Annotated in this window: 21 protein-coding genes; 9 read left to right on the top strand and 12 right to left on the bottom strand. The window is 39.6% G+C overall.

Features of this window, described 5'->3' with window-relative positions:
• Nucleotides 1–47: 47 nt before the first annotated feature.
• Nucleotides 48–1,718 (bottom strand): formate--tetrahydrofolate ligase, encoded by a 1,671-nt coding sequence (locus D8848_RS05955; RefSeq protein WP_125443182.1) that lies wholly within the window; start codon nucleotides 1,716–1,718, stop codon nucleotides 48–50.
• Between the two features lie 225 nt (nucleotides 1,719–1,943).
• Between D8848_RS05955 and coaB the strand changes: the two genes are divergently transcribed.
• The 5 genes from coaB (at nucleotide 1,944) to D8848_RS05930 (ending at nucleotide 5,089) form a co-directional block, all read left to right on the top strand.
• Nucleotides 1,944–2,633, top strand: coding sequence for a phosphopantothenate--cysteine ligase (coaB, locus tag D8848_RS05950; RefSeq protein WP_000699510.1), 690 nt, complete (start codon nucleotides 1,944–1,946; stop codon nucleotides 2,631–2,633).
• 11 nt (nucleotides 2,634–2,644) lie between these two features.
• Nucleotides 2,645–3,196, top strand: coding sequence for a phosphopantothenoylcysteine decarboxylase (gene coaC, locus D8848_RS05945; protein WP_000940137.1), 552 nt, complete (start codon nucleotides 2,645–2,647; stop codon nucleotides 3,194–3,196).
• The gene (locus D8848_RS05940; protein ID WP_000747412.1) at nucleotides 3,180–3,743 is read left to right on the top strand and encodes an ECF transporter S component; all 564 of its coding nucleotides are present in this window, start codon (nucleotides 3,180–3,182) and stop codon (nucleotides 3,741–3,743) included. Before coaC ends, D8848_RS05940 begins: the two co-directional genes overlap by 17 nt.
• Before the next feature lie 291 nt (nucleotides 3,744–4,034).
• Complete coding sequence (locus D8848_RS05935; protein WP_001097396.1) at nucleotides 4,035–4,562, top strand: ECF transporter S component; 528 nt, start codon at nucleotides 4,035–4,037, stop codon at nucleotides 4,560–4,562.
• 11 nt (nucleotides 4,563–4,573) lie between these two features.
• Complete coding sequence (locus tag D8848_RS05930; RefSeq protein ID WP_049509367.1) at nucleotides 4,574–5,089, top strand: transcription repressor NadR; 516 nt, start codon at nucleotides 4,574–4,576, stop codon at nucleotides 5,087–5,089.
• Here D8848_RS05930 and D8848_RS05925 read toward each other — a convergent pair.
• The 5 genes from D8848_RS05925 to D8848_RS05905 form a co-directional block, all read right to left on the bottom strand.
• The gene (locus D8848_RS05925) at nucleotides 5,086–5,553 is read right to left on the bottom strand and encodes an 8-oxo-dGTP diphosphatase (RefSeq protein ID WP_125443181.1); all 468 of its coding nucleotides are present in this window, start codon (nucleotides 5,551–5,553) and stop codon (nucleotides 5,086–5,088) included. The genes D8848_RS05930 and D8848_RS05925 overlap by 4 nt on opposite strands.
• 72 nt (nucleotides 5,554–5,625) lie before the next feature.
• Nucleotides 5,626–6,114, bottom strand: a complete 489-nt coding sequence (locus D8848_RS05920; protein ID WP_084926545.1) for a GNAT family N-acetyltransferase — start codon at nucleotides 6,112–6,114, stop codon at nucleotides 5,626–5,628.
• A 14-nt stretch (nucleotides 6,115–6,128) separates the two neighbouring features.
• Entirely contained in the window at nucleotides 6,129–6,755 is a 627-nt protein-coding gene (locus D8848_RS05915; RefSeq protein ID WP_084926546.1) for an NAD(P)H-dependent oxidoreductase, read from the bottom strand.
• A gap of 9 nt (nucleotides 6,756–6,764) precedes the next feature.
• Nucleotides 6,765–8,753 carry an excinuclease ABC subunit UvrB gene (gene uvrB / locus D8848_RS05910; RefSeq protein WP_125443180.1) on the bottom strand — a complete coding sequence of 663 codons (1,989 nt, stop codon included), beginning with the start codon at nucleotides 8,751–8,753 and terminating at the stop codon, nucleotides 6,765–6,767.
• Between the two features lie 76 nt (nucleotides 8,754–8,829).
• Nucleotides 8,830–9,783, bottom strand: a complete 954-nt coding sequence (locus D8848_RS05905) for a CPBP family intramembrane glutamic endopeptidase (protein ID WP_125443179.1) — start codon at nucleotides 9,781–9,783, stop codon at nucleotides 8,830–8,832.
• A 172-nt stretch (nucleotides 9,784–9,955) separates the two neighbouring features.
• Between D8848_RS05905 and D8848_RS05900 the strand changes: the two genes are divergently transcribed.
• The 3 genes from D8848_RS05900 to zwf all read left to right on the top strand — a co-directional run bounded on the left by D8848_RS05900 (nucleotide 9,956) and on the right by zwf (nucleotide 14,499).
• A complete protein-coding gene (locus D8848_RS05900; RefSeq protein ID WP_125443178.1) occupies nucleotides 9,956–12,121 on the top strand; it encodes an ABC transporter substrate-binding protein/permease in 2,166 nt (721 codons plus the stop codon).
• Entirely contained in the window at nucleotides 12,121–12,861 is a 741-nt protein-coding gene (locus D8848_RS05895) for an amino acid ABC transporter ATP-binding protein (RefSeq protein WP_001096315.1), read from the top strand. Before D8848_RS05900 ends, D8848_RS05895 begins: the two co-directional genes overlap by 1 nt.
• A 150-nt stretch (nucleotides 12,862–13,011) precedes the next feature.
• Nucleotides 13,012–14,499, top strand: coding sequence for a glucose-6-phosphate dehydrogenase (gene zwf / locus D8848_RS05890; RefSeq protein ID WP_125443177.1), 1,488 nt, complete (start codon nucleotides 13,012–13,014; stop codon nucleotides 14,497–14,499).
• Between the two features lie 44 nt (nucleotides 14,500–14,543).
• Here the strand turns inward: zwf and ftsY are convergent, their stop codons facing one another.
• The 3 genes from ftsY to D8848_RS05875 are packed head-to-tail and all read right to left on the bottom strand — an operon-like array spanning nucleotide 14,544 to nucleotide 17,446.
• A complete protein-coding gene (ftsY, locus tag D8848_RS05885) occupies nucleotides 14,544–15,833 on the bottom strand; it encodes a signal recognition particle-docking protein FtsY (protein WP_125443176.1) in 1,290 nt (429 codons plus the stop codon).
• A gap of 3 nt (nucleotides 15,834–15,836) precedes the next feature.
• Complete coding sequence (locus D8848_RS05880) at nucleotides 15,837–16,655, bottom strand: Cof-type HAD-IIB family hydrolase (protein ID WP_084926552.1); 819 nt, start codon at nucleotides 16,653–16,655, stop codon at nucleotides 15,837–15,839.
• A complete protein-coding gene (locus D8848_RS05875) occupies nucleotides 16,655–17,446 on the bottom strand; it encodes a Cof-type HAD-IIB family hydrolase (protein ID WP_125443175.1) in 792 nt (263 codons plus the stop codon). Before D8848_RS05875 ends, D8848_RS05880 begins: the two co-directional genes overlap by 1 nt.
• Nucleotides 17,447–17,673: 227 nt before the next feature.
• On the opposite strand from D8848_RS05875, the gene D8848_RS05870 reads away from it, so the two are divergent.
• Nucleotides 17,674–18,369 (top strand): VIT1/CCC1 transporter family protein, encoded by a 696-nt coding sequence (locus D8848_RS05870; protein WP_125443174.1) that lies wholly within the window; start codon nucleotides 17,674–17,676, stop codon nucleotides 18,367–18,369.
• Nucleotides 18,370–18,562: 193 nt separating this feature from the next.
• Here D8848_RS05870 and D8848_RS05865 read toward each other — a convergent pair whose 3' ends face one another.
• The 3 genes from D8848_RS05865 to D8848_RS05855 form a co-directional block, all read right to left on the bottom strand.
• Nucleotides 18,563–20,551, bottom strand: a complete 1,989-nt coding sequence (locus tag D8848_RS05865; protein WP_125443173.1) for an ABC transporter permease — start codon at nucleotides 20,549–20,551, stop codon at nucleotides 18,563–18,565.
• A 1-nt stretch (nucleotide 20,552) separates the two neighbouring features.
• On the bottom strand, nucleotides 20,553–21,311 hold the full coding sequence (locus tag D8848_RS05860) for an ABC transporter ATP-binding protein (RefSeq protein ID WP_000173372.1): 759 nt from the start codon (nucleotides 21,309–21,311) through the stop codon (nucleotides 20,553–20,555).
• Nucleotides 21,312–21,855: 544 nt separating this feature from the next.
• Nucleotides 21,856–23,400: a hypothetical protein gene (locus D8848_RS05855; protein WP_125443172.1), complete on the bottom strand. Its 1,545-nt coding sequence runs from the start codon at nucleotides 23,398–23,400 to the stop codon at nucleotides 21,856–21,858.
• Between the last annotated feature and the right edge of the window lie 2 nt (nucleotides 23,401–23,402).

Genomic DNA, 23,402 nt, shown 5'->3' with positions numbered 1-23,402 from the left:
AGCTTGGGTTAAAGTATCCAAACTCATTTAAAGTCAATTTCAATATACTAGAACAATCCTAGGACAGTTCCGTCACTTTCAACATCCATATTAAGAGCAGCAGGGCGCTTTGGAAGTCCTGGCATAGTCATGACATCACCAGTTAAGGCAACGATGAAGCCTGCACCTAATTTTGGCACCAATTCACGAATGGTAATTTCAAAGTTTTCAGGTGCTCCAAGTGCATTTGGATTGTCTGAGAAGCTATACTGGGTCTTAGCCATACAGATTGGCAATTTGTCCCAACCGTTTTGAACGATTTGAGTGATTTGTGTTTGAGCTTTCTTCTCAAAGTTCACTTTGCTACCACGGTAAATTTCAGTAACAATCTTTTCAATCTTTTCTTGGACAGAAAGGTCATTATCATACAAACGTTTGTAGTTAGCTGGATTTTCAGAGATAGTCTTGACAACTGTTTCGGCAAGTGATACTCCACCTTCTGCACCATCAGCCCAGACACTAGCCAATTCAACTGGTACATCGATTGAGGCACAAAGTTCTTTCAAGGCTGCAATTTCAGCTTCTGTATCAGATACAAATTCGTTAATAGCCACAACTGCTGGAATACCGAACTTACGGATGTTCTCAACATGGCGTTTCAAGTTGGCAAAACCAGCACGAACTGCCTCCACATTTTCCTCTGTCAGAGTATCTTTAGCCACGCCACCATTCATCTTAAGGGCACGAAGGGTTGCGACGATAACTACTGCATCTGGAGATGTTGGCAAGTTTGGTGTCTTGATATCAAGGAATTTCTCAGCACCAAGGTCTGCACCAAAACCAGCTTCAGTAACTGTGTAATCAGCCAAGTGAAGGGCTGTTGTCGTCGCCAAAACAGAGTTACAACCATGAGCAATATTGGCAAATGGACCACCGTGTACAAAGGCAGGTGTTCCGTAAATTGTCTGAACCAGGTTCGGCTTAATCGCATCCTTCAAAATCAAAGCTAAGGCACCTTCAACCTGCAAATCACCTACAGAAACAGGTGTACGATCATAGCGATAACCGATAACAATATTAGCCAAACGGCGTTTCAAGTCCTCGATGTCTGTTGCCAAGCAAAGAATTGCCATGATTTCAGAAGCGACGGTAATGTCAAAACCATCCTCACGTGGAATTCCGTTTAGAGGACCACCAAGTCCAACTGTCACATGACGAAGGGCGCGATCATTCAAGTCCACAACGCGTTTCCAGAGGATACGACGTTGGTCAATTCCCAACTCATTCCCTTGGTGCAAGTGGTTGTCAATCAAGGCAGAAAGAGCATTGTTGGCAGTTGTAATGGCATGCATGTCCCCTGTAAAGTGGAGGTTGATATCTTCCATTGGCAGAACTTGGGCATAACCACCACCTGCCGCACCACCCTTAATTCCCATTACTGGACCAAGAGATGGTTCGCGAATAGCAATCATGGTTTTCTTGCCAATCTTGTTCAAGGCATCCGCAAGACCAATGGTAATGGTTGATTTTCCTTCACCTGCTGGCGTTGGATTAATGGCGGTAACCAAAATCAATTTCCCAACTGTATTACTCTCAACTGCACGAATTTTATCAAAGCTGAGCTTAGCCTTGTACTTTCCATACAACTCCAAATCGTCGTAAGAAATACCAAGTTTCTCTACAACATCAACGATTGGCTTTAACTCAATACTCTGTGCAATTTCAATATCTGTTTTCATTCAAAACTCCTCTAACCTCTTATATGATAATTCATTATAACACAAAACAAGATTTTTAACATCCTAAAACTCTCTAAACGTTCGTAAATATCCCTGTTTTTAAGGTTTTTAGAGCCCTTTCTTAAATTTTATATGGCTTTATAGTTTGAAACTATATTCTTTCCTTTTACCAAATTTTTATTGCTTTCATTTTACTTACCGTTTATTTTTGTGTACAATAGTGCTATGAAAATTTTAGTTACATCGGGCGGTACCAGTGAAGCTATCGATAGCGTCCGTTCTATCACTAACCATTCTACAGGACGCTTGGGGAAAATCATCACAGAAACCTTGCTTGCTGCAGGGCATGAAGTTTGTTTGATAACAACAAAACGAGCTCTGAAGCCAGAAGCCCATCCCAACCTAAGCATTCGAGAAATTAACAATACCAAGGACCTTCTCCTTGAAATGCAAGAACGTGTCAAGGACTATCAGGTCTTGATTCACTCAATGGCTGTGTCCGATTACACTCCTGTTTATATGACAGGTCTAGAGGAAGTTCAGTCTAGCTCCAATTTGGAAGAATTTTTAAGCAAGCAAAATCATCAGGCTAAGATTTCTTCGACTGATAAGGTTCAGGTTTTATTCCTGAAAAAAACACCCAAAATCATCTCTCTAGTCAAGGAATGGAATCCTACTATTCATCTGATTGGTTTCAAACTGCTGGTTGATGTCTCTGAGGATTATCTCATCGAGATTGCCAGAAAAAGTCTTATCAAGAACCAAGCAGACTTGATTATCGCAAATGACCTGACTCAAATTTCAGCAAACCAGCATCGTGCAATCTTTGTTGAGAAAGATTATCTTCAAACGGTTAACACTAAAGAAGAAATTGCAAAACTCCTCCTTGAAAAGATTCAAGCCTATCATTCATAGAAAGGAAAGCTATGGCACATATTCTCTTGGCTGTAACAGGATCAATCGCCTCTTACAAGTCGGCAGATTTAGTCAGTTCTCTCAAAAAACAAGATCATCAAGTCACTGTCTTGATGACTCAGGCTGCCACAGAGTTTATCCAACCTTTGACACTACAGGTACTCTCACAGAATCCTGTTCACTTGGATGTCATGAAGGAATCCTATCCAGATCAAGTCAATCATATTGAACTTGGAAAAGAAACTGATCTATTCATCGTGGCCCCTGCAACTGCTAACACTATTGCAAAACTAGCCCACGGCTTTGCGGACAATATGGTGAGCAGTACGGCTCTAGCCTTGCCAAGTCATATCCCAAAACTCATCGCACCTGCTATGAATACAAAGATGTATGACCATCCAGCAACTCAGGCTAATCTGAAAACATTAGAAACCTACGGCTATCAGCTGATTGCTCCAAAAGAATCCCTACTAGCTTGTGGAGACTATGGACGAGGATCTTTAGCCGACCTCACAATTATTTTAGAAAGAATAAAGGAAACTATCGATGAAAAAACGCTCTAACATTGCACCTATTGCTATCTTTTTTGCAACCATGCTTGTGATTCATTTTCTAAGCTCACTTATCTTTAACCTTTTTCCATTCCCAATCAAACCGACCATCGTTCATATTCCTGTCATTATTGCCAGCATTATTTACGGTCCACGAGTTGGGGTTACACTTGGATTTTTGATGGGACTACTTAGCTTAACTGTTAACACGATTACAATTCTACCGACAAGCTACCTCTTCTCCCCATTTGTACCAAACGGAAACATCTACTCAGCTATCATTGCCATTGTCCCACGTATTTTGATTGGTTTGACTCCTTACTTAGTCTATAAGCTGATGAAAAATAAGACTGGTCTGATTCTAGCTGGTGCCCTTGGTTCCTTGACAAATACTGTCTTTGTCCTTGGAGGAATTTTCTACCTTTTTGGAAATGTTTTTGATGGTAATATCCAAAAACTCCTAGCAACTGTTATCTCAACAAATTCGATTGCCGAATTAGTCATTTCCGCAGTTCTAACCTTAGCCATTGTTCCAAGACTACAAACTTTGAAGAAATAAAAACAATCTCCACTTTCAAACCTGAAGGTGGAGATTTCGCTCTGTACAGTTTCTTTTTAGTGAAATCTTTACCAATATTTATACTCAATGAAAATCAAAGAGCAAACTAGTAAGCTAGCTGCAGGTTGCTCAAAACACGGTTTTGAGGTTGCAAATAGAAGCTGATGTGGTTTGAAGAGATTTTCGAAGAGTATTAACTTAAAAATGACCTATAAACCCAAGTAAATCCTTGCTTTATTGTCTTGTTTATAGTACTATACTAATGTATATACAGTTAAAAAGGAGATTCTTATGAATACACGGAAAAAGACACAATTTATGACAATGACTGCCCTTTTAACGGCTATTGCGATTTTGATTCCAATTGTTATGCCTTTCAAGATTGTCATTCCACCTGCTTCCTATACTTTAGGAAGCCACATTGCTATTTTTATTGCCATGTTCTTGTCGCCCTTGATGGCTGTTTTTGTCATCCTAGCCTCTAGTTTTGGATTTTTGATGGCTGGCTATCCCATGGTTATCGTTTTTCGAGCTTTTTCCCATATCTTTTTTGGGACTTTGGGAGCTCTTTACCTACAAAAATTCCCCGATACCCTAGATAAACCAAAATCTTCCTGGATTTTTAACTTTGTTTTAGCGCTTATCCATGCCCTTGCTGAAGTATTGGCCTGTGTCGTTTTTTACGCAACTTCTGGTACCAATGTAGAAAATATGTTTTATGTTCTATTTGTACTAGTTGGATTTGGCACAATTATCCATAGTATGGTAGACTATACATTAGCACTAGCCGTCTATAAAGTGCTTCGAAAACGCCGTTAAAAGGAAGAACTATGACAAAAGATCGCAAACAAGCCCTACTTCAACTCTTGAAAGAAGCCCCTAAAGCCCTCAATGGCCAAAGTTTGGCGGAACATTTTCATGTCACACGTCAGGTCATTGTGCAGGACATTGCAATTTTGAGAGCCGATGGCGCTCCTATCCTATCCACTAATCGTGGCTACGTCTATAAGCAAATTGAAACCAATCCTTATGTTCACAAACTTTTCAAAGTGAAACATGAAGTTGAAGAAATCGGTCAAGAACTCCTTGCTATCGTTGATAATGGTGGACGTGTTCAAAATACCTTGATTGACCATCCCGTTTATGGAGAAATCGAAACCTTGCTTAAACTGTCTTGTCGCAGAGATGTGCAACATTTTCTAGAACAAGTCGAGCATTCTGACTTTAGACCTCTGTCTGAATTGACAGATGGCATCCATTACCACCTAGTCGAAGCTGAAACACAACAAGACCTCCACTATATCGAGGAGGCCTTGGATCAGCTAGGTTATTTAGTAAAAGACTAGAAGATTTTCTTCTCCCAATCATCTTCTGTACGGCGAGGGTAGAAAAATTCAGATTTGTCCGGAGCTTCCATCATCTCCATCAAGGGTAACATATCATAGGCCAGATCCAAGTTTGGAATCTGGTCTTTTTGCACCCAAGAAACTTCTCCTTCATCTGAAGAGCGAAGGGTACCAGAGAACTCAGTCGCCTTATAACAAACGACAATATAGCGCCCACCTGTATCTAGTGGCCAATTTTTAATGCCGACAAGTTGAGGTTTTTGGATAGTCAACCCTGTTTCTTCATAGATTTCACGAATGACAGACTCTGCGAAAGACTCGCCATTTTCTACATGGCCTCCTGGAAAGGCATAACCAGACCAGCGATTGGTTTCAGGAGAGCGATACTGCATAACCACGCGCTGAGTTTCGGGGTCTTCAATCAGACAGATATTGGTTAAAATCGTTAATTGAGAACGGGACATAAATTTACTCACTTTCTAATTTATTAAATTTTTAGACTTGGTACCAGTACCATTAGCTTCTACTTTTTAAAATTATTTAGAATAGAATACCATCCGTTTTTCCTTTATAGGCTTTCCAAGTTCAAGCATCTTTTCTTGTCCATCAAAAGTAAAGCCCATTTTTTGATAGAAAGCAATGGCGCGCTTATTATCTTTCAATACCCATAAGAAAATTTCAGAAAAATGATCAAGAGCAATCAAAGCTGCTTTTATTAACTTTTGTGCAATACCTTTTCCATAATAGTCTTTTAAAACATATAAAGCAATAATTTCACCAGCTTGAATAGTCTCATCACGAAAGTTGCCATAACTTATAAAACCAACTACCTTCAGACCATCCATCGCAATCAATGTATTTTCTGGAAACTTTTGACTAAAGAATCGACATCTTTCTAATGTCATTGTCTCCTGAAATTCTGCAGGCAAAAGGTCGTCATAAGCCTCTCTCCACGCTTTCCAGTGAACAAGTGATTTACCTTCTATCTCTTCAGGAGTTTCCATTGATTTAATAATAACCGTCATTTATTTTCTTCTCCTTAATTCAACACCCTGACTTCCTTTGCTACTTTTTGTAGAAATTTTTGTCTTGTTGAACTTGTATTTACTTCACGGCCTAACTCTCCCAAGATTGAAACCCTCTTTGTTTTTATGCCACAGTGATTCAATACAGCATTCTTTAATACTGATATTCCATAACTGTCTGGAATGTTAATCGGACCTGAAAATACTTTATACCACCAAGTTGGTGCCATAGATGTTGCATAGATACTAGCTGTTTTTCCTTTTAGTAACTTTTTGAACTGTCTACCTCTCAAGTAGTTCAAAATAAAGCTTCCTCGATTATTTGCAGAGTATGCAATGCCTGGCGTAAAAACACGATCAATCCACCCCTTTAATAGACTAGGCATACTACTCCACCAAATAGGATAAATAAAAATGAAATGATCTGCCCACTGGATTAATTCTTGAGAGCGTAGAATAAACGGATCGTCCTCCATCCTTTGTCGGTAACCATAACGTAAAACAGGATCAAACTCTTCCTCATTAAGATTAATCATTTCAAGTTCATGTCTCTTTGAGTCTATATTTTCTACAATCGTTTGAAAAATTGCTTGGCAGTAACTTTCTTTATCAGGATGTCCATTGATAACTAAAATATTCATAAAATTCCCCTAATCTAACGCCTTGACTTCCAGCATCATATCGCGGATCTGAGCTGCGAGTTCAAAGTCAAGCACTTCGACGGCTTCTTGCATTTGTTTTTCGAGTTTCTTAACAAGTTCTTTGCGTTCTTGTTTGTTGAGGCTATTGATATCGACTTCCTTATCCTCTTCTTTAGCAACTGCCTTAGTTACAGCGATCAGGTCACGGATTTCTTTCTTAATGGTTTGTGGAACGATACCATGCTCTTCATTATAAGCCATCTGGATTTTCCGACGGCGGGCCGTTTCATCAATAGCTCGTTGCATAGACTGAGTAACAGTGTCCGCATACATAATGACATGTCCCTCACTATTACGAGCAGCACGACCAATTGTCTGGATGAGTCCACGTTCGTTTCGAAGGAAACCTTCCTTGTCAGCATCAAGAATGGCAACCAAGCTTACTTCAGGAACGTCAATCCCTTCGCGTAGTAGGTTGATTCCGACCAAGACATCAAAGACACCCAAGCGCAGGTCACGGATAATCTCCGTCCGCTCTAAAGTCTTGATATCCGAGTGCATGTACTTGACCTTGATGCCCATTTCTTTGAAGTAGTCGGTTAAGTCCTCTGCCATTTTCTTGGTCAAGGTTGTGATAAAGGTACGCTCATTTTTCTCAACACGGGCATTGATTTCACCCAAGAGGTCATCAATCTGTCCCATTGTCGGACGGACTTCCACCTCTGGATCCAAGAGTCCCGTTGGACGAATGATTTGCTCAATCACTGTCTCGGTCTGTTCATTTTCATAGTCACCAGGTGTCGCTGAAACGTAGACAATCTGATGCACATGGCTTTCAAACTCCTCCCGACGGAGAGGACGATTGTCCAGAGCAGACGGCAAACGGAAACCGTAATTTACTAACATTTCTTTACGAGAACGGTCTCCATTGTACATGCCTTTGATTTGTCCCATGGTCATGTGGCTCTCATCAATCATGATCAAGAAATCATCTGGGAAGAAGTCGAGAAGGGTATAAGGAGGCTCTCCTTCACTACGTCCATCCATGTGGCGTGAATAGTTTTCAACCCCGTTAGTATAGCCCATCTCACGCAACATTTCGATATCATACTCTGTCCGCTGTTTCAAACGTTGGGCTTCAAGCAATTTACCTTCCTTCTCAAAGACAGCTAACTGCTCTTCTAATTCTGCTTGAATCTTGGCAATGGCAACTTCCATGTGGTCATCATTGGTCACAAAGTGAGTAGCTGGGAAAATAGCTAAATGATCCACTTCTCCCAAGACCTGACCTGTCAGAGCCTCAACCTCACGGATACGGTCAATTTCGTCTCCAAAAAATTCTACTCGAAAGGCGTGTTCATCACGAGATGCTGGGAAAATCTCCACTACATCCCCACGCACACGAAATCTTCCCCGTTGGAAATCAATATCATTACGTTCAAACTGGATATCAACCAAGTCATTCAAAAGTTTATCACGAGAAATTTCAAGACCTGGACGGAGACTAACCACGCTATCAGAGTATTCCTTGGGCGACCCCAAACCATAGATACAAGAGACTGAGGCAACGACAATAACATCATTACGCTCCAAAAGGGCTGAAGTCGCTGAGTGGCGGAGTTTATCAATCTCATCATTGACAGAGCTGTCCTTTTCAATATAGGTATCGCTTGAAGGTACATAGGCTTCTGGCTGGTAATAGTCATAGTAGGATACGAAGTACTCAACTGCATTTTCAGGGAAAAATTCCTTAAACTCCCCATAGAGCTGTCCTGCCAGAGTCTTATTATGGGCAATGACCAGAGTAGGTTTATTGACTTTGGAAATAACCTGACTCATGGTATAGGTCTTCCCTGTTCCGGTCGCCCCCATCAGAATCTGAGCTTTTTCTCCGCCCTCGATATTATCAACCAACTGCTCGATAGCTTGTGGTTGGTCTCCTGATGGTTGATATTTTGATACTAGTTTAAATTGATTGTCTGTAATGCGATTGATCATAAGAATCCTCTCTCGATGTGCTATTCCTATTTTAGCATACTTATAGCATTTTCACGAAGAAAAGGACGGACCGAAGTCACATCCTTTCATTTTCTTTCTTTAATTGATGAGCGAGATAGAAAATCAAAAGTAACAAGACTAAACTTGTCATGATAGAACCTTCAATCCCAAAAGACCCACCAGATAGCCAGTCTTGATTGCCTTGTGGTAAAAAGGTCATCAATGACGTTCCTGACGGCTGACCACTAACTAAAATCCCAAAGAGATTGCCCTGAGCAAAATTCCAGGCTCCATGAATACCTGCAACACCCCAAACTGTATCGGTTTTGAGAAGGTAAAGAGCCATAGCAACTCCGAATAAAAAGAGATTCACTAAAGATAGAGGGGTTAGACCAGAATTGCCCATATGAAGCAGGGTAAAGAATAGGCTAGATATAAGAACAGCAAGTTTTAGATTGGTTCTTGAGGCCAATTGAGGAAGGAGCCAAGCACGGGCCACAACTTCTTCTGTTGTCCCCTGTAAAATCCAAAATGGGATTGTAAAGACAACAAAGGTAAGCGAATAAGGATTCAAGTGAATAGACTCCAAACGATATTGCCCTAATGCTACTAAACCTAACAAGGTCAGAAGAAAAAGTGCCAGGCCTAGCCCAAACCCTTTAAGAAGATTGCTGAGGAAATTTTCTTTATAAAATCCTAAAGTTCGAATAGGTCTTTTCTCAACTTTTCTAGTCCATCTGAACACAGTGTTGAGAACGAAACCAAAGGCCAGCAATTCTAAAATTAAACGAAAGTCACTTGTTTTATCCATCAAGCTCTGTTGCAATGTCTGCAAATAGGTTGCAAGATTTTGACCAGCCTCTCCAAAATTTCTAGCAAGTCCGATGAGAGCTAACAAACTAATACCATACAGAGTATAAGCCACAAACTCTCCTATGAAGACAAAAGCAAAGGCTAACAAGGGGCTTGTGTAAAGGTTTAACCGCATTTTGGAAGCTTGGAAGTCTTTAAATATTCTTTTGTTCTTCATATTCCTGTCCTGTTTTCTTCTACTATATACTATTATTATAGCACTTTATAGTAGCAATTCAAGAAGGAAAAGAAAATATAGATGTTATATTTTCTAACACGAAAATATAAAAATTTGCCTTTTTTTACTTTTTCTGATATAATGGGAAAATATTCGGAAAAGGAGACTAAAAATGAAGAAAAAATTTCTAGCATTTTTGCTAATTTTATTCCCAATTTTCTCATTAGGTATTGCGAAAGCTGAAACGATTAAGATTGTTTCTGATACCGCCTATGCACCTTTTGAGTTTAAAGATTCAGATCAAACTTATAAAGGAATTGATGTTGACATTATCAACAAAGTCGCAGAGATTAAAGGATGGAACATTCAGATGTCCTATCCTGGATTTGACGCAGCGGTCAATGCGGTTCAAGCTGGTCAAGCTGACGCTATCATGGCAGGGATGACAAAGACTAAAGAACGTGAAAAAGTTTTCACCATGTCTGATACTTACTATGATACAAAAGTTGTCATTGCAACTACTAAGTCACACAAGATTAGTAAATATGACCAATTAACTGGCAAAACCGTTGGTGTTAAAAACGGAACTGCTGCTCAACGTTTTCTTGAAAGTATCAAAGATAAATACGGCTTTAGCATTAAAACATTTGACACTGGTGATTTGATGAACAACAGCTTGAGTGCTGGTGCCATCGATGCCATGATGGATGACAAACCTGTTATCGAATATGCCATTAACCAAGGTCAAGACCTCCATATTGAAATGGATGGGGAAGCTGTAGGGAGTTTTGCTTTCGGTGTGAAAAAAGGAAGTAAATACGAGCACCTTGTGACTGAATTTAACCAAGCCTTGGCTGAAATGAAAAAAGATGGTAGTCTTGATAAAATCATCAAGAAATGGACTGCATCATCATCTTCAGCAGTACCAACTACAACGACTGCAGCTGGTCTAAAAGCAACTCCTGTTAAATCTAAATACATCATTGCCAGTGATTCTTCTTTTGCACCTTTTGTGTTCCAAAACTCAAGCAACCAATACACTGGTATTGATATGGACTTGATTAAGGCTATCGCTAAAGACCAAGGTTTTGAAATTGAAATTACCAATCCTGGTTTCGATGCAGCTATCAGTGCTGTTCAAGCTGGACAAGCTGATGGTATCATTGCTGGTATGTCTGTCACAGATGCTCGTAAGGCAACTTTTGACTTCTCAGAATCATACTACACTGCTAATACAATCCTTGGTGTCAAAGAATCAAGCACCATTGCTTCTTATGAAGATTTAAAAGGAAAGACAGTTGGTGTTAAAAACGGAACTGCCTCTCAAACCTTCCTAACAGAAAATCAAAGCAAATACGGTTACAAAATCAAAACTTTTGCTGATGGTTCTTCAATGTATGACAGTTTAAACACTGGTGCCATTGATGCCGTTATGGATGATGAACCTGTTCTCAAATATTCTATCAGCCAAGGACAAAAATTGAAAACACCAATCGCTGGAACTCCAATCGGTGAAACAGCCTTTGCCGTTAAAAAAGGAGCAAATCCAGAATTGATTGAAATGTTCAACAACGGACTTGCAAACCTTAAAGCAAACGGAGAATTCCAAAAGATTCTTGATAAATACCTAGCTAGCGAATCTTCATCTGCATCAACAAGTACTGTTGATGAGACAACTATCTGGGGCTTGCTTCAAAACAACTACAAACAACTCCTTAGCGGTCTTGGTATCACTCTTGCTCTAGCTCTTATCTCATTTGCTATTGCTATTGTTATCGGGATTATCTTTGGTATGTTTAGCGTTAGCCCCTACAAATCTCTTCGTGTGATCTCTGAGATTTTCGTTGACGTTATCCGTGGTATTCCATTGATGATTCTTGCAGCCTTTATCTTCTGGGGAATTCCAAACTTCATCGAGTCTATCACAGGCCAACAAAGTCCAATTAACGACTTCGTAGCTGGTACTATCGCCCTCTCACTCAATGCAGCGGCTTATATCGCTGAAATCGTTCGTGGTGGTATTCAGGCTGTTCCGGTTGGTCAAATGGAAGCCAGCCGAAGCTTGGGTATTTCTTATGGAAAAACCATGCGTAAGATTATCTTGCCACAAGCAACTAAATTGATGTTGCCAAACTTTGTTAACCAATTCGTTATCGCTCTTAAAGATACAACTATCGTATCTGCTATCGGTTTGGTGGAACTCTTCCAAACTGGTAAGATTATCATTGCCCGTAACTACCAAAGTTTCAAGATGTATGCAATCCTTGCTATCTTCTATCTTGTAATTATCACACTTTTGACTAGACTAGCGAAACGCTTAGAAAAGAGGATTCGTTAATGGCAAAACTAAAAATTGATGTAAATGATTTACACAAACACTATGGAAAAAATGAAGTTTTAAAAGGAATTACGACTAAGTTCTATGAAGGAGATGTCGTTTGTATCATTGGTCCTTCAGGTTCTGGTAAGTCAACTTTCCTCCGTAGCCTTAATCTTTTAGAAGAAGTTACGAGTGGTCACATCACTGTGAACGGTTATGACTTAACTGAAAAAACAACCAACGTTGACCACGTCCGTGAAAATATCGGAATGGTTTTCCAACACTTCAACCTCTTCCCACATATGTCTGTTTTGGACAACATTACTTTTGCTCCAATTGAGCACAAGTTGATGACTAAGGAAGAAGCTGAGAAATTGGGAATGGAGTTGCTTGACAAGGTTGGGCTAGCAGATAAAGCTAATGCTAACCCAGATAGCCTATCAGGTGGTCAAAAACAACGTGTGGCCATCGCTCGTGGACTAGCAATGAATCCAGACATCATGCTCTTTGATGAACCAACTTCTGCCCTTGACCCTGAGATGGTTGGAGACGTACTAAACGTTATGAAGGAATTGGCTGAGCAAGGTATGACCATGATTATCGTAACCCATGAGATGGGATTTGCCCGTCAAGTTGCTAACCGAGTTATCTTTACTGCAGATGGCGAATTCCTTGAAGACGGAACACCTGATCAAATCTTTGATAACCCGCAACACCCACGTCTGAAAGAGTTCTTGGACAAGGTCTTAAACGTTTAAACGCAAACTGTAAGGATTTCCTTGCAGTTTTTTTCTATCTCGTATTGGATTTTTTGATTTTTAGGAAAATTATGTTAGAATTAAGTTTATGAAATGAGGTTTCCTCATACCTAGCAAGACTAGGAATAAAAATAGAAATTAGGTAGCTATATGTCATCTAAGGTTATTGTTACAATTTTCGGTGCGAGTGGAGACCTGGCTAAACGCAAGCTCTACCCTTCCCTTTTTAGACTATACAAATCCGGCAATCTTTCCGATCACTTTGCCGTTATTGGAACTGCCCGTCGTCCTTGGAGCAAGGAATATTTTGAATCTGTTGTAGTCGAATCTATCCTTGATTTGGCAGATAGTACCGAACAGGCTCAGGAATTCGCTAGTCACTTCTACTATCAAAGCCATGATGTCAATGATACAGAACACTACATTGCTCTACGTCAATTGCAGGCTGAACTAAATGACAAGTACCAAGCTGAACACAACAAGCTCTTCTTCTTGTCTATGGCTCCTCAATTCTTTGGAACCATTGCTAAGCACCTCAAATCTGAAAACATTGTAGATGGTAAAGGTTTTGAACGTTTAATCGTTGAGAAGCCATTTGGTATAGATTACGCAACTGCAAGCAAGTTAAATGATGAACTCCTAGCAACATTTGACGAAGAACAAATTTTCCGTATTGACCATTATCTTGGTAAGGAAATGATCCAAAGTATCTTTGCAGTTCGCTTTGCAAACTTGATTTTTGAAAACGTTTGGAACAAGGACTTTATCGACAATGTTCAAATTACCTTTGCGGAGCGCTTGGGTGTAGAAGAACGTGGTGGCTACTATGACCAATCTGGTGCCCTCCGTGACATGGTACAAAACCACACTCTACAACTCCTTTCTCTCCTTGCTATGGACAAGCCAGCCAACTTCACAAAAGACGAGATTCGTGCTGAAAAGATTAAGGTCTTTAAAAATCTCTATCATCCAACAGATGAAGAGCTTAAAGAACACTTTATCCGTGGTCAATACCGTTCTGGTAAGATTGATGGAATGAAATACATCTCTTATCGTAGCGAGCCAAATGTTAATCCAGAATCAACAACTGAAACCTTTGCATCTGGTGCTTTCTTTGTAGACAGCGATCGCTTCCGTGGTGTCCCATTCTTCTTCCGTACTGGTAAACGTCTGACTGAAAAAGGAACTCATGTCAACATCGTCTTTAAACAAATGGATTCTATCTTTGGAGAACCACTTGCTCCAAACATTTTGACCATCTATATCCAACCAACAGAAGGCTTCTCTCTTAGTCTAAATGGGAAGCAAGTAGGAGAAGAATTTAACTTGGCTCCTAACTCACTTGATTATCGTACAGATGCGACCGCAACTGGTGCTTCTCCAGAACCATACGAGAAATTGATCTATGATGTTCTAAATAACAACTCAACTAACTTTAGCCACTGGGATGAAGTTGGTGCGTCATGGAAATTGATTGACCGTATCGAAGAGCTCTGGGCTGAAAATGGTGCCCCACTTCATGACTATAAAGCTGGAAGCATGGGACCTCAAGCTAGCTTTGACTTACTTGAAAAATTCGGTGCCAAATGGACTTGGCAACCAGATATCGCCTATCGTCAAGATGGTCGCTTAGAATAAAAAAATTCCTGCAAGTTTGTACCTTGCAGGATTTTTGCTTCTGATTAGATTAAGCCTTCCAAGAGACTCTTCATAAAGTTTTCTGAGTTAAACTCTCCAATATCATCGATTTTTTCACCAAAACCAATCAATTTTACAGGAATATTGAGTTCTTCACGAATGGCTAGAACAACACCACCTCGAGCAGTTCCATCAATCTTAGTCAAGACAATTCCTGTCAAAGGTGTAATTTTTGAAAATTCTTTGGCCTGTACCAGGGCATTTTGACCTGTTGATGCATCAAGAGCCAAGAAAGTTTCATGAGGCGCTTCTGGCACAACACGTTTAATGATGCGTCCAATCTTCTCTAACTCAGCCATGAGGTTGTCCTTGTTTTGCAAACGACCAGCAGTATCAATCATGAGAATATCGATACCTTCAGATACGGCACGTTCCATTCCATCAAAGACTACACTGGCTGGGTCAGCTTTTTCAGGTCCAGTTACAACTGGAACGTCAACACGACGACCCCATTCAGCAAGCTGTGCAACTGCACCTGCACGGAAAGTATCTGCCGCAACCAGCATGACTTTCTTGCCAGCTTGTTTGTAGCGGTGGGCTAGTTTCCCGATAGAAGTTGTTTTCCCAACACCATTAACACCAACAAAGAGCATGACTGTCAAGCCATCTTGGAAGTGGATACTTTCATCGTAGTTACCGTCTTTCTCATAGAGCTCGACCAATTTTTCAATGATGACACGGCGAAGTACATCAGGTTTCTTGGCGTTTTCGAGCTTAGCTTCGTAGCGTAACTCCTCTGTTAAATTAGAAGCCACCTGGACACCAACGTCACTCATGATCAGCAGTTCTTCCAACTCCTCGAAAAATTCTTCGTCAACAGAGCGGAAATTAGCAAAGAAGGCATTCAAGCGAGCTCCGAAGCCTGTACGAGTTTTCTTAAGACTGCGGTCATATTTTTCCTGAACAGTCTCTTCTACTTGAGGCGTTTCTGCTTCAAGAACTTCAGAACTATTTTCTTCAAGAGCTTCTTCGTGCTCAACCTTCTCTTCATATGAGACTTCTTCTGAGTTTGCAAATTCTTCTATTTCTTCTTGAGGAACTTTTACAACTGGCTCTAAATTGTTATTTTCTTCAACTGTCTCTTGATTTTCGTCTTCTTTAAACACAGCTTCTTCAGAACTTTCAACTTCTGCTTCTTCATGAGGAAGTTCCTCAGCTTCTGTTAAGGCTGGCTCAACATCTTCAGACAAATCAAGATTTTCCAGAGCTTCTTTTACAACTTCTTCGATTTTAGGTTCTTCTTTTTTTCCGAATAGACGGTCAAATAATCCCATATCTTAGTTCTCCTTTAGCACATATTCTTCGATAGCCCAGGCGACAGCCTCTTCATCATTGGTCATTGGCGTCACTACATTTGCGACTGCCTTAACTTCAGGAACAGCGTTTTGCATGGCAACTCCAAGCCCTGCCCATTCAATCATAGAAAGATCATTGGCCTCGTCACCACAGGCCATCACTTGGCTTTGGTCGATTCCTAGATGGCTGATTAGTTTTGCCAAACCTGTTGCTTTATGAACATTCTTTGGTGACCACTCTAGCAACATTTCACGTGATTTAAAGATTTCATATTGGTCAAACAATTCTGGAGAAATCTTCTGAATGGCTGCATCCAAGGGTTCTTGAGCAAAGGCAGTCACACATTTGTTGTAGGTCATTTGACTAGACAGGTCTTCAAAGGCCACTGGAACAAAGGTCAAAGCTGGATTGAATTTGGCATAAAGACTTTCTTGGTCGGATTGAATTTGATAAACAGTTCCTTCTGAGATAGCATCAAGAGGCAGTGATAATTTCTCTGTTTCCTCATACAAGCGTGCCACATCATCATATGAAAAGACTGTTTTATCAAGGATTTCACCTGTATTTTTCTGAACTAATCCACCATTAAAAGTAATCGTATACTCATCTTCCTGACCGTCAGTCCCTAACTCATGGAGAAAGAAGTCCATGGCTTTTAAGGGACGACCAGTTGTCAATACGACCTTGATACCACGATCACGCGCAACTTTCAAAGTTGCCTTGGTACGATCCGTCAACCTTTTATCAGTAGTCAGCAAGGTGCCGTCCAAGTCCAATGCAATCAATTTTATATCTGCCATTATAAGCCCTCCATATAAGCTATAACCGACTGGTCCTTATGGTGACCAATCACAGTCTCTGCTAATTCTAAAATTTCAGGTCGTGCATTTTCAGGAGCTACAGGATGTCCCACAACCTGCATCATATGCAAGTCATTTAGATTGTCTCCAAAAGCCATAACCTGATCCATTGTGATGCCAAGTTTTTTAGCTAATTCAACAATAGCCACTCCCTTATCGACATAGTCCAGAACAATATCAATAGATTCAAAGCCAGTTGTCATGGCCTTAACACCAGGAACGTTTTCGTTTACCCAATCTTCTCCAGCTTCTAGCGTCTCTTCTGTGAAGTTGGTTGTAAATTTGAAAATGTCATCTGTAATATCTTCCAAACTCGCTACTTTTTGGATATTTTCATTATAATGCTGGCTCTCTTTCAAATAGATCTCATCAACCGTATCTAGCACATAAGAACCCTTCTTACCCGTCAAGAGCAGTTTATTGATATCTACATAAGGTGACGTTTTCAGCTTTTCAAAAGTCGCCAGATAAAAGTCACGAGACATAGTCGCTTCATACAAGTCTTGACCTTGATATTCTACCAAACTGCCATTTTCCGCAATGAAAATAATATCATCACGAACATCAGCAAATAATTTTTCTAAGGATAGAAATCCGCGCCCCGAAGCCACCGCAAAGTATATCCCTTTTTCCTTGTAGGAAACCAAGAGAGACTTGAGGCGGTCCATATCAAAGCGTCCATTCCCATCTAGGAAAGTTCCGTCCATATCCGTTGCTACTAGTTTAATCATAAAATCTTTCTTACTCCGATTAGTAAATCTACCTCCTATTATACCATAGATAAGTAGAAAAAGGACTAGTCTATCAGCTTTGCTTCTCTTTTATCCTTTCCTACTAGCTAGTACTGATTTCAACTTAAAAACTCTTAAAAAATTAAAATCGTGCAACTTTTTTCAGATACTTTTAAAAGATTGATTTCATTACCTCTTTCCTTTATACTGGATAAAAGGAGAATAGTATGTCAGAAACAAATCACGAAATCGATTCAAATTTTGCAGGTCGTTTAAATATCCTACGAGCGGGTGTTCTTGGTGCCAATGATGGAATTATTTCCATTGCTGGTGTGGTTATCGGGGTTGCTAGTGCTACGAGCAATATCTGGATTATCTTTTTATCAGGATTTGCAGCTATTTTGGCCGGTGCCTTTTCAATGGCTGGTGGAGAATATGTATCCGTTTCAACTCAAAAAGATACCGAGGAAGCAGCCGTTGCGCGTGAGCAAGTCTTGCTAGACCAAGATATGGAATTAGCCAAAAAGTCTCTCTATGCGGCCTATATTCAAAATGGAGAATGTGAAACATCAGCCCAACTCTTGACCAACAAAGCCTTTTTAAATAATCCGCTCAAGGCTTTGGTAGAGGAAAAATATGGGATTGAGTATGAAGAATTTACCAATCCTTGGCACGCTGCTATCTCTAGCTTTATTTCTTTTTTCCTTGGTAGCTTACCACCAATGCTTTCAATTACCATTTTCCCAAGTGAATACCGCATCCCTGTTACTGTCCTGATCGTCGGTGTGGCCCTTCTTCTCACTGGTTACACTAGTCCCAAACTTGGAAAAGCACCAACCAAAACGGCTATGATTCGGAACCTTGCTATTGGTCTCTTAACTATGGGAGTTACCTTTCTGCTAGGACAACTTTTCAGCATTTAATACTCTTCGAAAATCTCTTCAAACCACGTCAGCTTCGCCTTGCCGTATATATGGTTACTGACTTCGTCAGTTCTATCTGCAACCTCAAAGCAGTGCTTTGAGCAACCTGCGGCTAGCTTCCTAGTTTACTTTTTGATTTTCATTGAGTATAAAATACAAGAAATACCTCGATTTTGAAGTCGAGGTATCTTTTTTACATTTGCACAATCTTGCGATAACTTCTTGAAGTAACCATGAAAATCAATACATAGGCGATGAGGAAGATAGCGCAGATAGACAAGGTCACAATCAACATCATAGTCGTATCTATTACACCAATCACTTTTAAAATCAGACTAAGCATATGGTAGGCAAAAGCTAGATGTATGAAGGCAAAGAGCAAAGGAAGGAAGAAAACAGTTAAAACCTTTTTGTTAATGGTTTGCTTGATTTGCTTTTGATCTAAACCGACTTTCTGCAAGATAATAAAGCGTTCACGGTCTTCATAGCCTTCAGAAATTTGTTTGTAGTAGATGACCAGAACGGTTCCGATCATAAAGATAATGGATAGGAAAATACCGATAAAGAAGACACCACCAAAGAGGGCACTCATCTGAGAACGAGCATCTGCTAGATTGCTACCATAAACATAGCTATCTTCTGTGTTTAATTGAGCATTAAACTGATTGAGGTATTTTTCATACTCTTCAGCGACCTTGAGTTGTTCTTCTTCACTGATATTTACATTCATACCGCCGTAAAACTGATTATAGATAGCCGAATCTGGGAATTGATCCAAAAAGGCTTGTAAATTAGGTACAACAAGGTAATTGTAATCAGTAGTCAAAATATTAAACTGATTTGGGACATGGTTGACAATAAAATCTTTATTAAATTCTTCTTTGACAGAAAATTGATGATCATTTAGAGTTAGTACTTTCTGTCCTTTCAGTCCGTCATTTTTGGCAAAGAGACCGACCTCATTTCCTGATAGAGACAGTTTTTGACCAGTCATATTTTCATAATCTTTTTGGTCAAATACCATGAAAACTGTTTTTGGTTGGACACGGTTTTGTCCTTTTTCAAAAATAGTTAACTTGGTTCCTTCTTGATTTGCAATACCAAAGTTACTGTAACGAAGAACTTCTTTCTCTTTGACACTATAACCTTTGTCACTTGCAAACTGGCTCAAGAGTTTGTCCAAATCTTCTTTTTCAACATTTTTTCCAGTAATTCCAAAGTCATGCGGATTTAGAACTTTTTTTAAGCTTTCTGCGGAATTGAAAATGCTTGTCGCTGCTGACATGGTTACCAAAACCATTGTTGACAAGATAGCGATAGTTGCTAGTCCAACCGCATTTTTCTTCATACGGAAAATCAAGTTAGACACTGAGATCAGGTTATTAGGTTGGTAATAGTATTTCTTGTTTTTCTTTAAGATTTGGAGGAAGACTGTAATTCCTGCATTGAACAAGAGATAGGTCCCAAAGATAACCAGTAAAACAGCTAGGAAGAAAGTTGTTAGGGCTGTAAGAGGATCGGTTACCGTAAGGGCAAGATAATAGCCAATCCCTAAACTTATGGAACCAAGAATAGTTTGGAGAGGTAGGAAACGACCTCTTTTCTCTCCGCTTGCTTTCTCACGCGAGAGCTGGAGGGCATTCATACGGGCGATTCGAAGGGCATTCAGGAACATGAGGCCTAGGAAAATCAATCCAAAGACAACAAGTACTGCAATGACAACATTCATTTGGAAGGTAGCGACCAGCTCAACCTTCAATTTCATCAGTTTGAGCAAGAAAGCGAAAATTAACTTGTCAAACAAGGCTCCAATACCGATACCCGCTCCAACAGTTAGAATCCCAAATACCACTAACTCCTTAAAGGTCATACTGATCAGATGACGCTTCTCCAAGCCCAACATGCCATAAATTCCTAGTTCCTTGGAACGGTTCTTCATTACAAAACTATTGGCATAGAGGACGATAATGGCTGACGCAAGGGTGACGACAAACATACCAAATCCAAGTGTAGCCTGAATGGTTGTTCCTCCACGGATTTCCGCAATCTTGGGATTGAAAGTTAGGGAGTAAAAGAGATAGGTGACGGTGACTGCCAAGAGAACAGCCAGTGCAAAAGGATAATAGAGTTTGCGGTTTTTAATCAAGTTCGATACCGCTAACTTATTGGTTAATCGAAACATACTAATTCACCTCGCTTGCCATGACAGTCAAGGTATCAGAAATTTCTTGGAACATCTGACGTTCTGTCTTCTCTCCACGGTAGATTTGGTTGTAAAGAATGCCGTCTTTGATAAAGAGTACACGTTTAGCTCTGCTAGCTGCTGCTGTTGAGTGGGTTACCATGAGAATGGTTTGGCCGCGCTCATTGATTTCATCAAATACATCAAGTAAGGCTGCAGAGGACTTGGAATCAAGGGCACCTGTTGGCTCGTCCGCAAGGAGAATTTCAGGTTCTGTGATGATGGCGCGGGCTACTGCTACACGCTGTTTTTGCCCACCTGAAATCTCGTAAGGGTACTTCTCTTGCAATTGGTTAATTCCCAGATTCTCAGCTGTCACCACCAATTTCTTCATCATCTCCGTAATGGGTCTTCTTGACAAGACAAGGGGAAGCAAGATATTATCTTTTACAGAGAGAGTATCTAACAAATTAAAGTCTTGGAAGACAAATCCCAGCTTTTCACGACGGAAGCTAGAAGCCTGTGAATTTTTAATGGTTGCGGTGTCAGTTCCATTCAAGTAAACCTGACCACGAGTTGGTTTATCCAGCATAGCTAGAATATTGAGCAAAGTTGATTTACCAGAACCAGACTCACCCATGATGGCAACGTAGTCACCCTTTTCGACGGTAAAGTGAATATCCTTGAGGGCTTCTACTTGGTTGCCCTGAAAACGAGTTTTATAAATTTTTTGAACGTGTTTTACATCTAAAAGTGTCATGAGAATCTCCTTTCTTAATATCCCATCAAATGAAATGTTGCTTGCATCATAGCGCATCCCAGCTGAACACGCTCGATTTCTTTGTGACTTGGTTTTCTAGTTTTCTTATGTAAGATTTGTTTCATGATGTTACTCCTTTGTTCTTTATGAGTCTAGTTTACATCAAAAAAAGACTGCTTGCCATAACATAACCTTACAAAAGAGACTTTAATCTTACATTTTTGTAAGATTGGGGGAAATGTAGGCATTTTATTAAAAATATTTTACCATAAAAAGAAAGTAAGAAGAAAACCCTTGCAGATACAAGGGTTCAAAAATTTTAAAATAGATTACTCTAATTTATAAACTAATAGTAAAATAACTGCTCTACCTCACCAAAACCAGCCTTCAGTGTCATCAATAGCTTGGGCTTCTTTGCGTTTCTTTTTCAGCATTTAATAGTTATTGACTGATTTAACTTAATAAAACTAATTTCAGATAGAAAAAAATTGTCTTTTATAATTATAAATATATTCGTACTTATAAAAGATATTCAATCCGACTATTATAAATATCCTACACAATTTACACCTATAACTCCTCTTCTTAGGAATATCGTATGAAGTTTCTCATGCTCAAATTGTTCATATTCAAATCGCTCGTATTCAAATTTCTCATATTCAAACGGTTCGTATTCAAACTTTTCATATTCAAAAACTTCAATTCCTATTTCTTTTAATACTTCTTCTGGCAACTCGTAATCTTGATCTACTAAACCAAATAGAGTAAATCCTGACTCAACACAAAATGATAGCACTGGATTGTATATTGAAGAGTAAATAACAGAGCCAGCTATTGATCCTACAAAACTACCTATCATGTATCCTAAAGGAACAACTTCATTAAGTTGAGAAAGAAATTTAGGTAACGGAATTTTGATATATGCTTTTCCTAATAATCCCATTGAAAATGCACAGGTTGTAATAAACATTTCTTTAATTAACTCGGTCACCATCTCACTTCTATTCATCTCGCCAGTAAATGCTTTATACGAGTTCTTCATCGAGTTCATTACTAGTACTGTCACTACACCTATTACTGATGGATTAGCTTTTTTAAGAGTCTTTCCAAATACCCCAGACAGACAACTTGCTGTAATTGCTGCTGATACCGTCCCTCGAACAAACCCCTCTCCTGCTCCTGTAAGTGCCGCAAAACCTATTTTTTTAAATTGTTTTTCATCGACATATCCATTCTTAATTAAATAAGCTATTGCATTCCAGATTTCCGGTACAACTTTCAAAACCATTGATATTGTGGCAGCTGTCAATCCTGCTTTGTATGATTTATTTAATATATCAATGTATTTAATAAGCTCTTCAGTTGTTAAGTGTAAATCCTCAGGATTTACTCCACCCTCCTTAGACAAAGTAGCAAGTTCACGTGCTTCCTGTTCCGACAAAGTAATCGATTCATTCCCCTCATTATCTTTAACTTTATCACTCAGTAATTTTAGAGTCTCTTCACGGCGATAAACTTGCTCCGGTCGCTTTACAGCATCTTCGCTTATTTTTCGCTCTAAAGACATAGTCGCTTCTTCTAACTGATCTGATGGAATTACTCTATACTGACCTGCGTAAACTGGAGAATTTAAATCTGTTTCAGCTGATAATCCCCGTTCTTCTAAATATTTCTCGAGATTATCATTCCCACCTCGAGCTTTATATTCATTGAAACGATTTAAAATACTTTTCGATTGCTGAATTGCACTTGCTGTCCCATCCTTATAATATTTTAAACCAAATTCAGCATCGAAGTTTATTCCTGTAATATCAGCAGAGCCAAAGTCATGGCTACGATCAACTTGTACCCTGTTTTTTGAAGAATTAATAGCTGCATTAATATTAAAAGTCCCAGCATGCCAAAACTCAGCAACATCTCCCTTTAGTGTATCTATACGTGCACCATTATATTCAAATTCATTTAGATTATTCACCAACTTCTTTATCTCTGATTCTACAGAGTCTAAATAATGTACACCAGCAGTATGTCCTGCAAAATTACCTGCATGCTTTTGAAAGAATTCGTATCCTTCTCTAAAGCCTTCCATTC

This window comes from Streptococcus mitis, from assembly GCF_003942775.1.
Lineage (GTDB): Bacteria > Bacillota > Bacilli > Lactobacillales > Streptococcaceae > Streptococcus > Streptococcus mitis_CN.
This window is presented reverse-complemented; position numbering and strand designations above follow the sequence as displayed.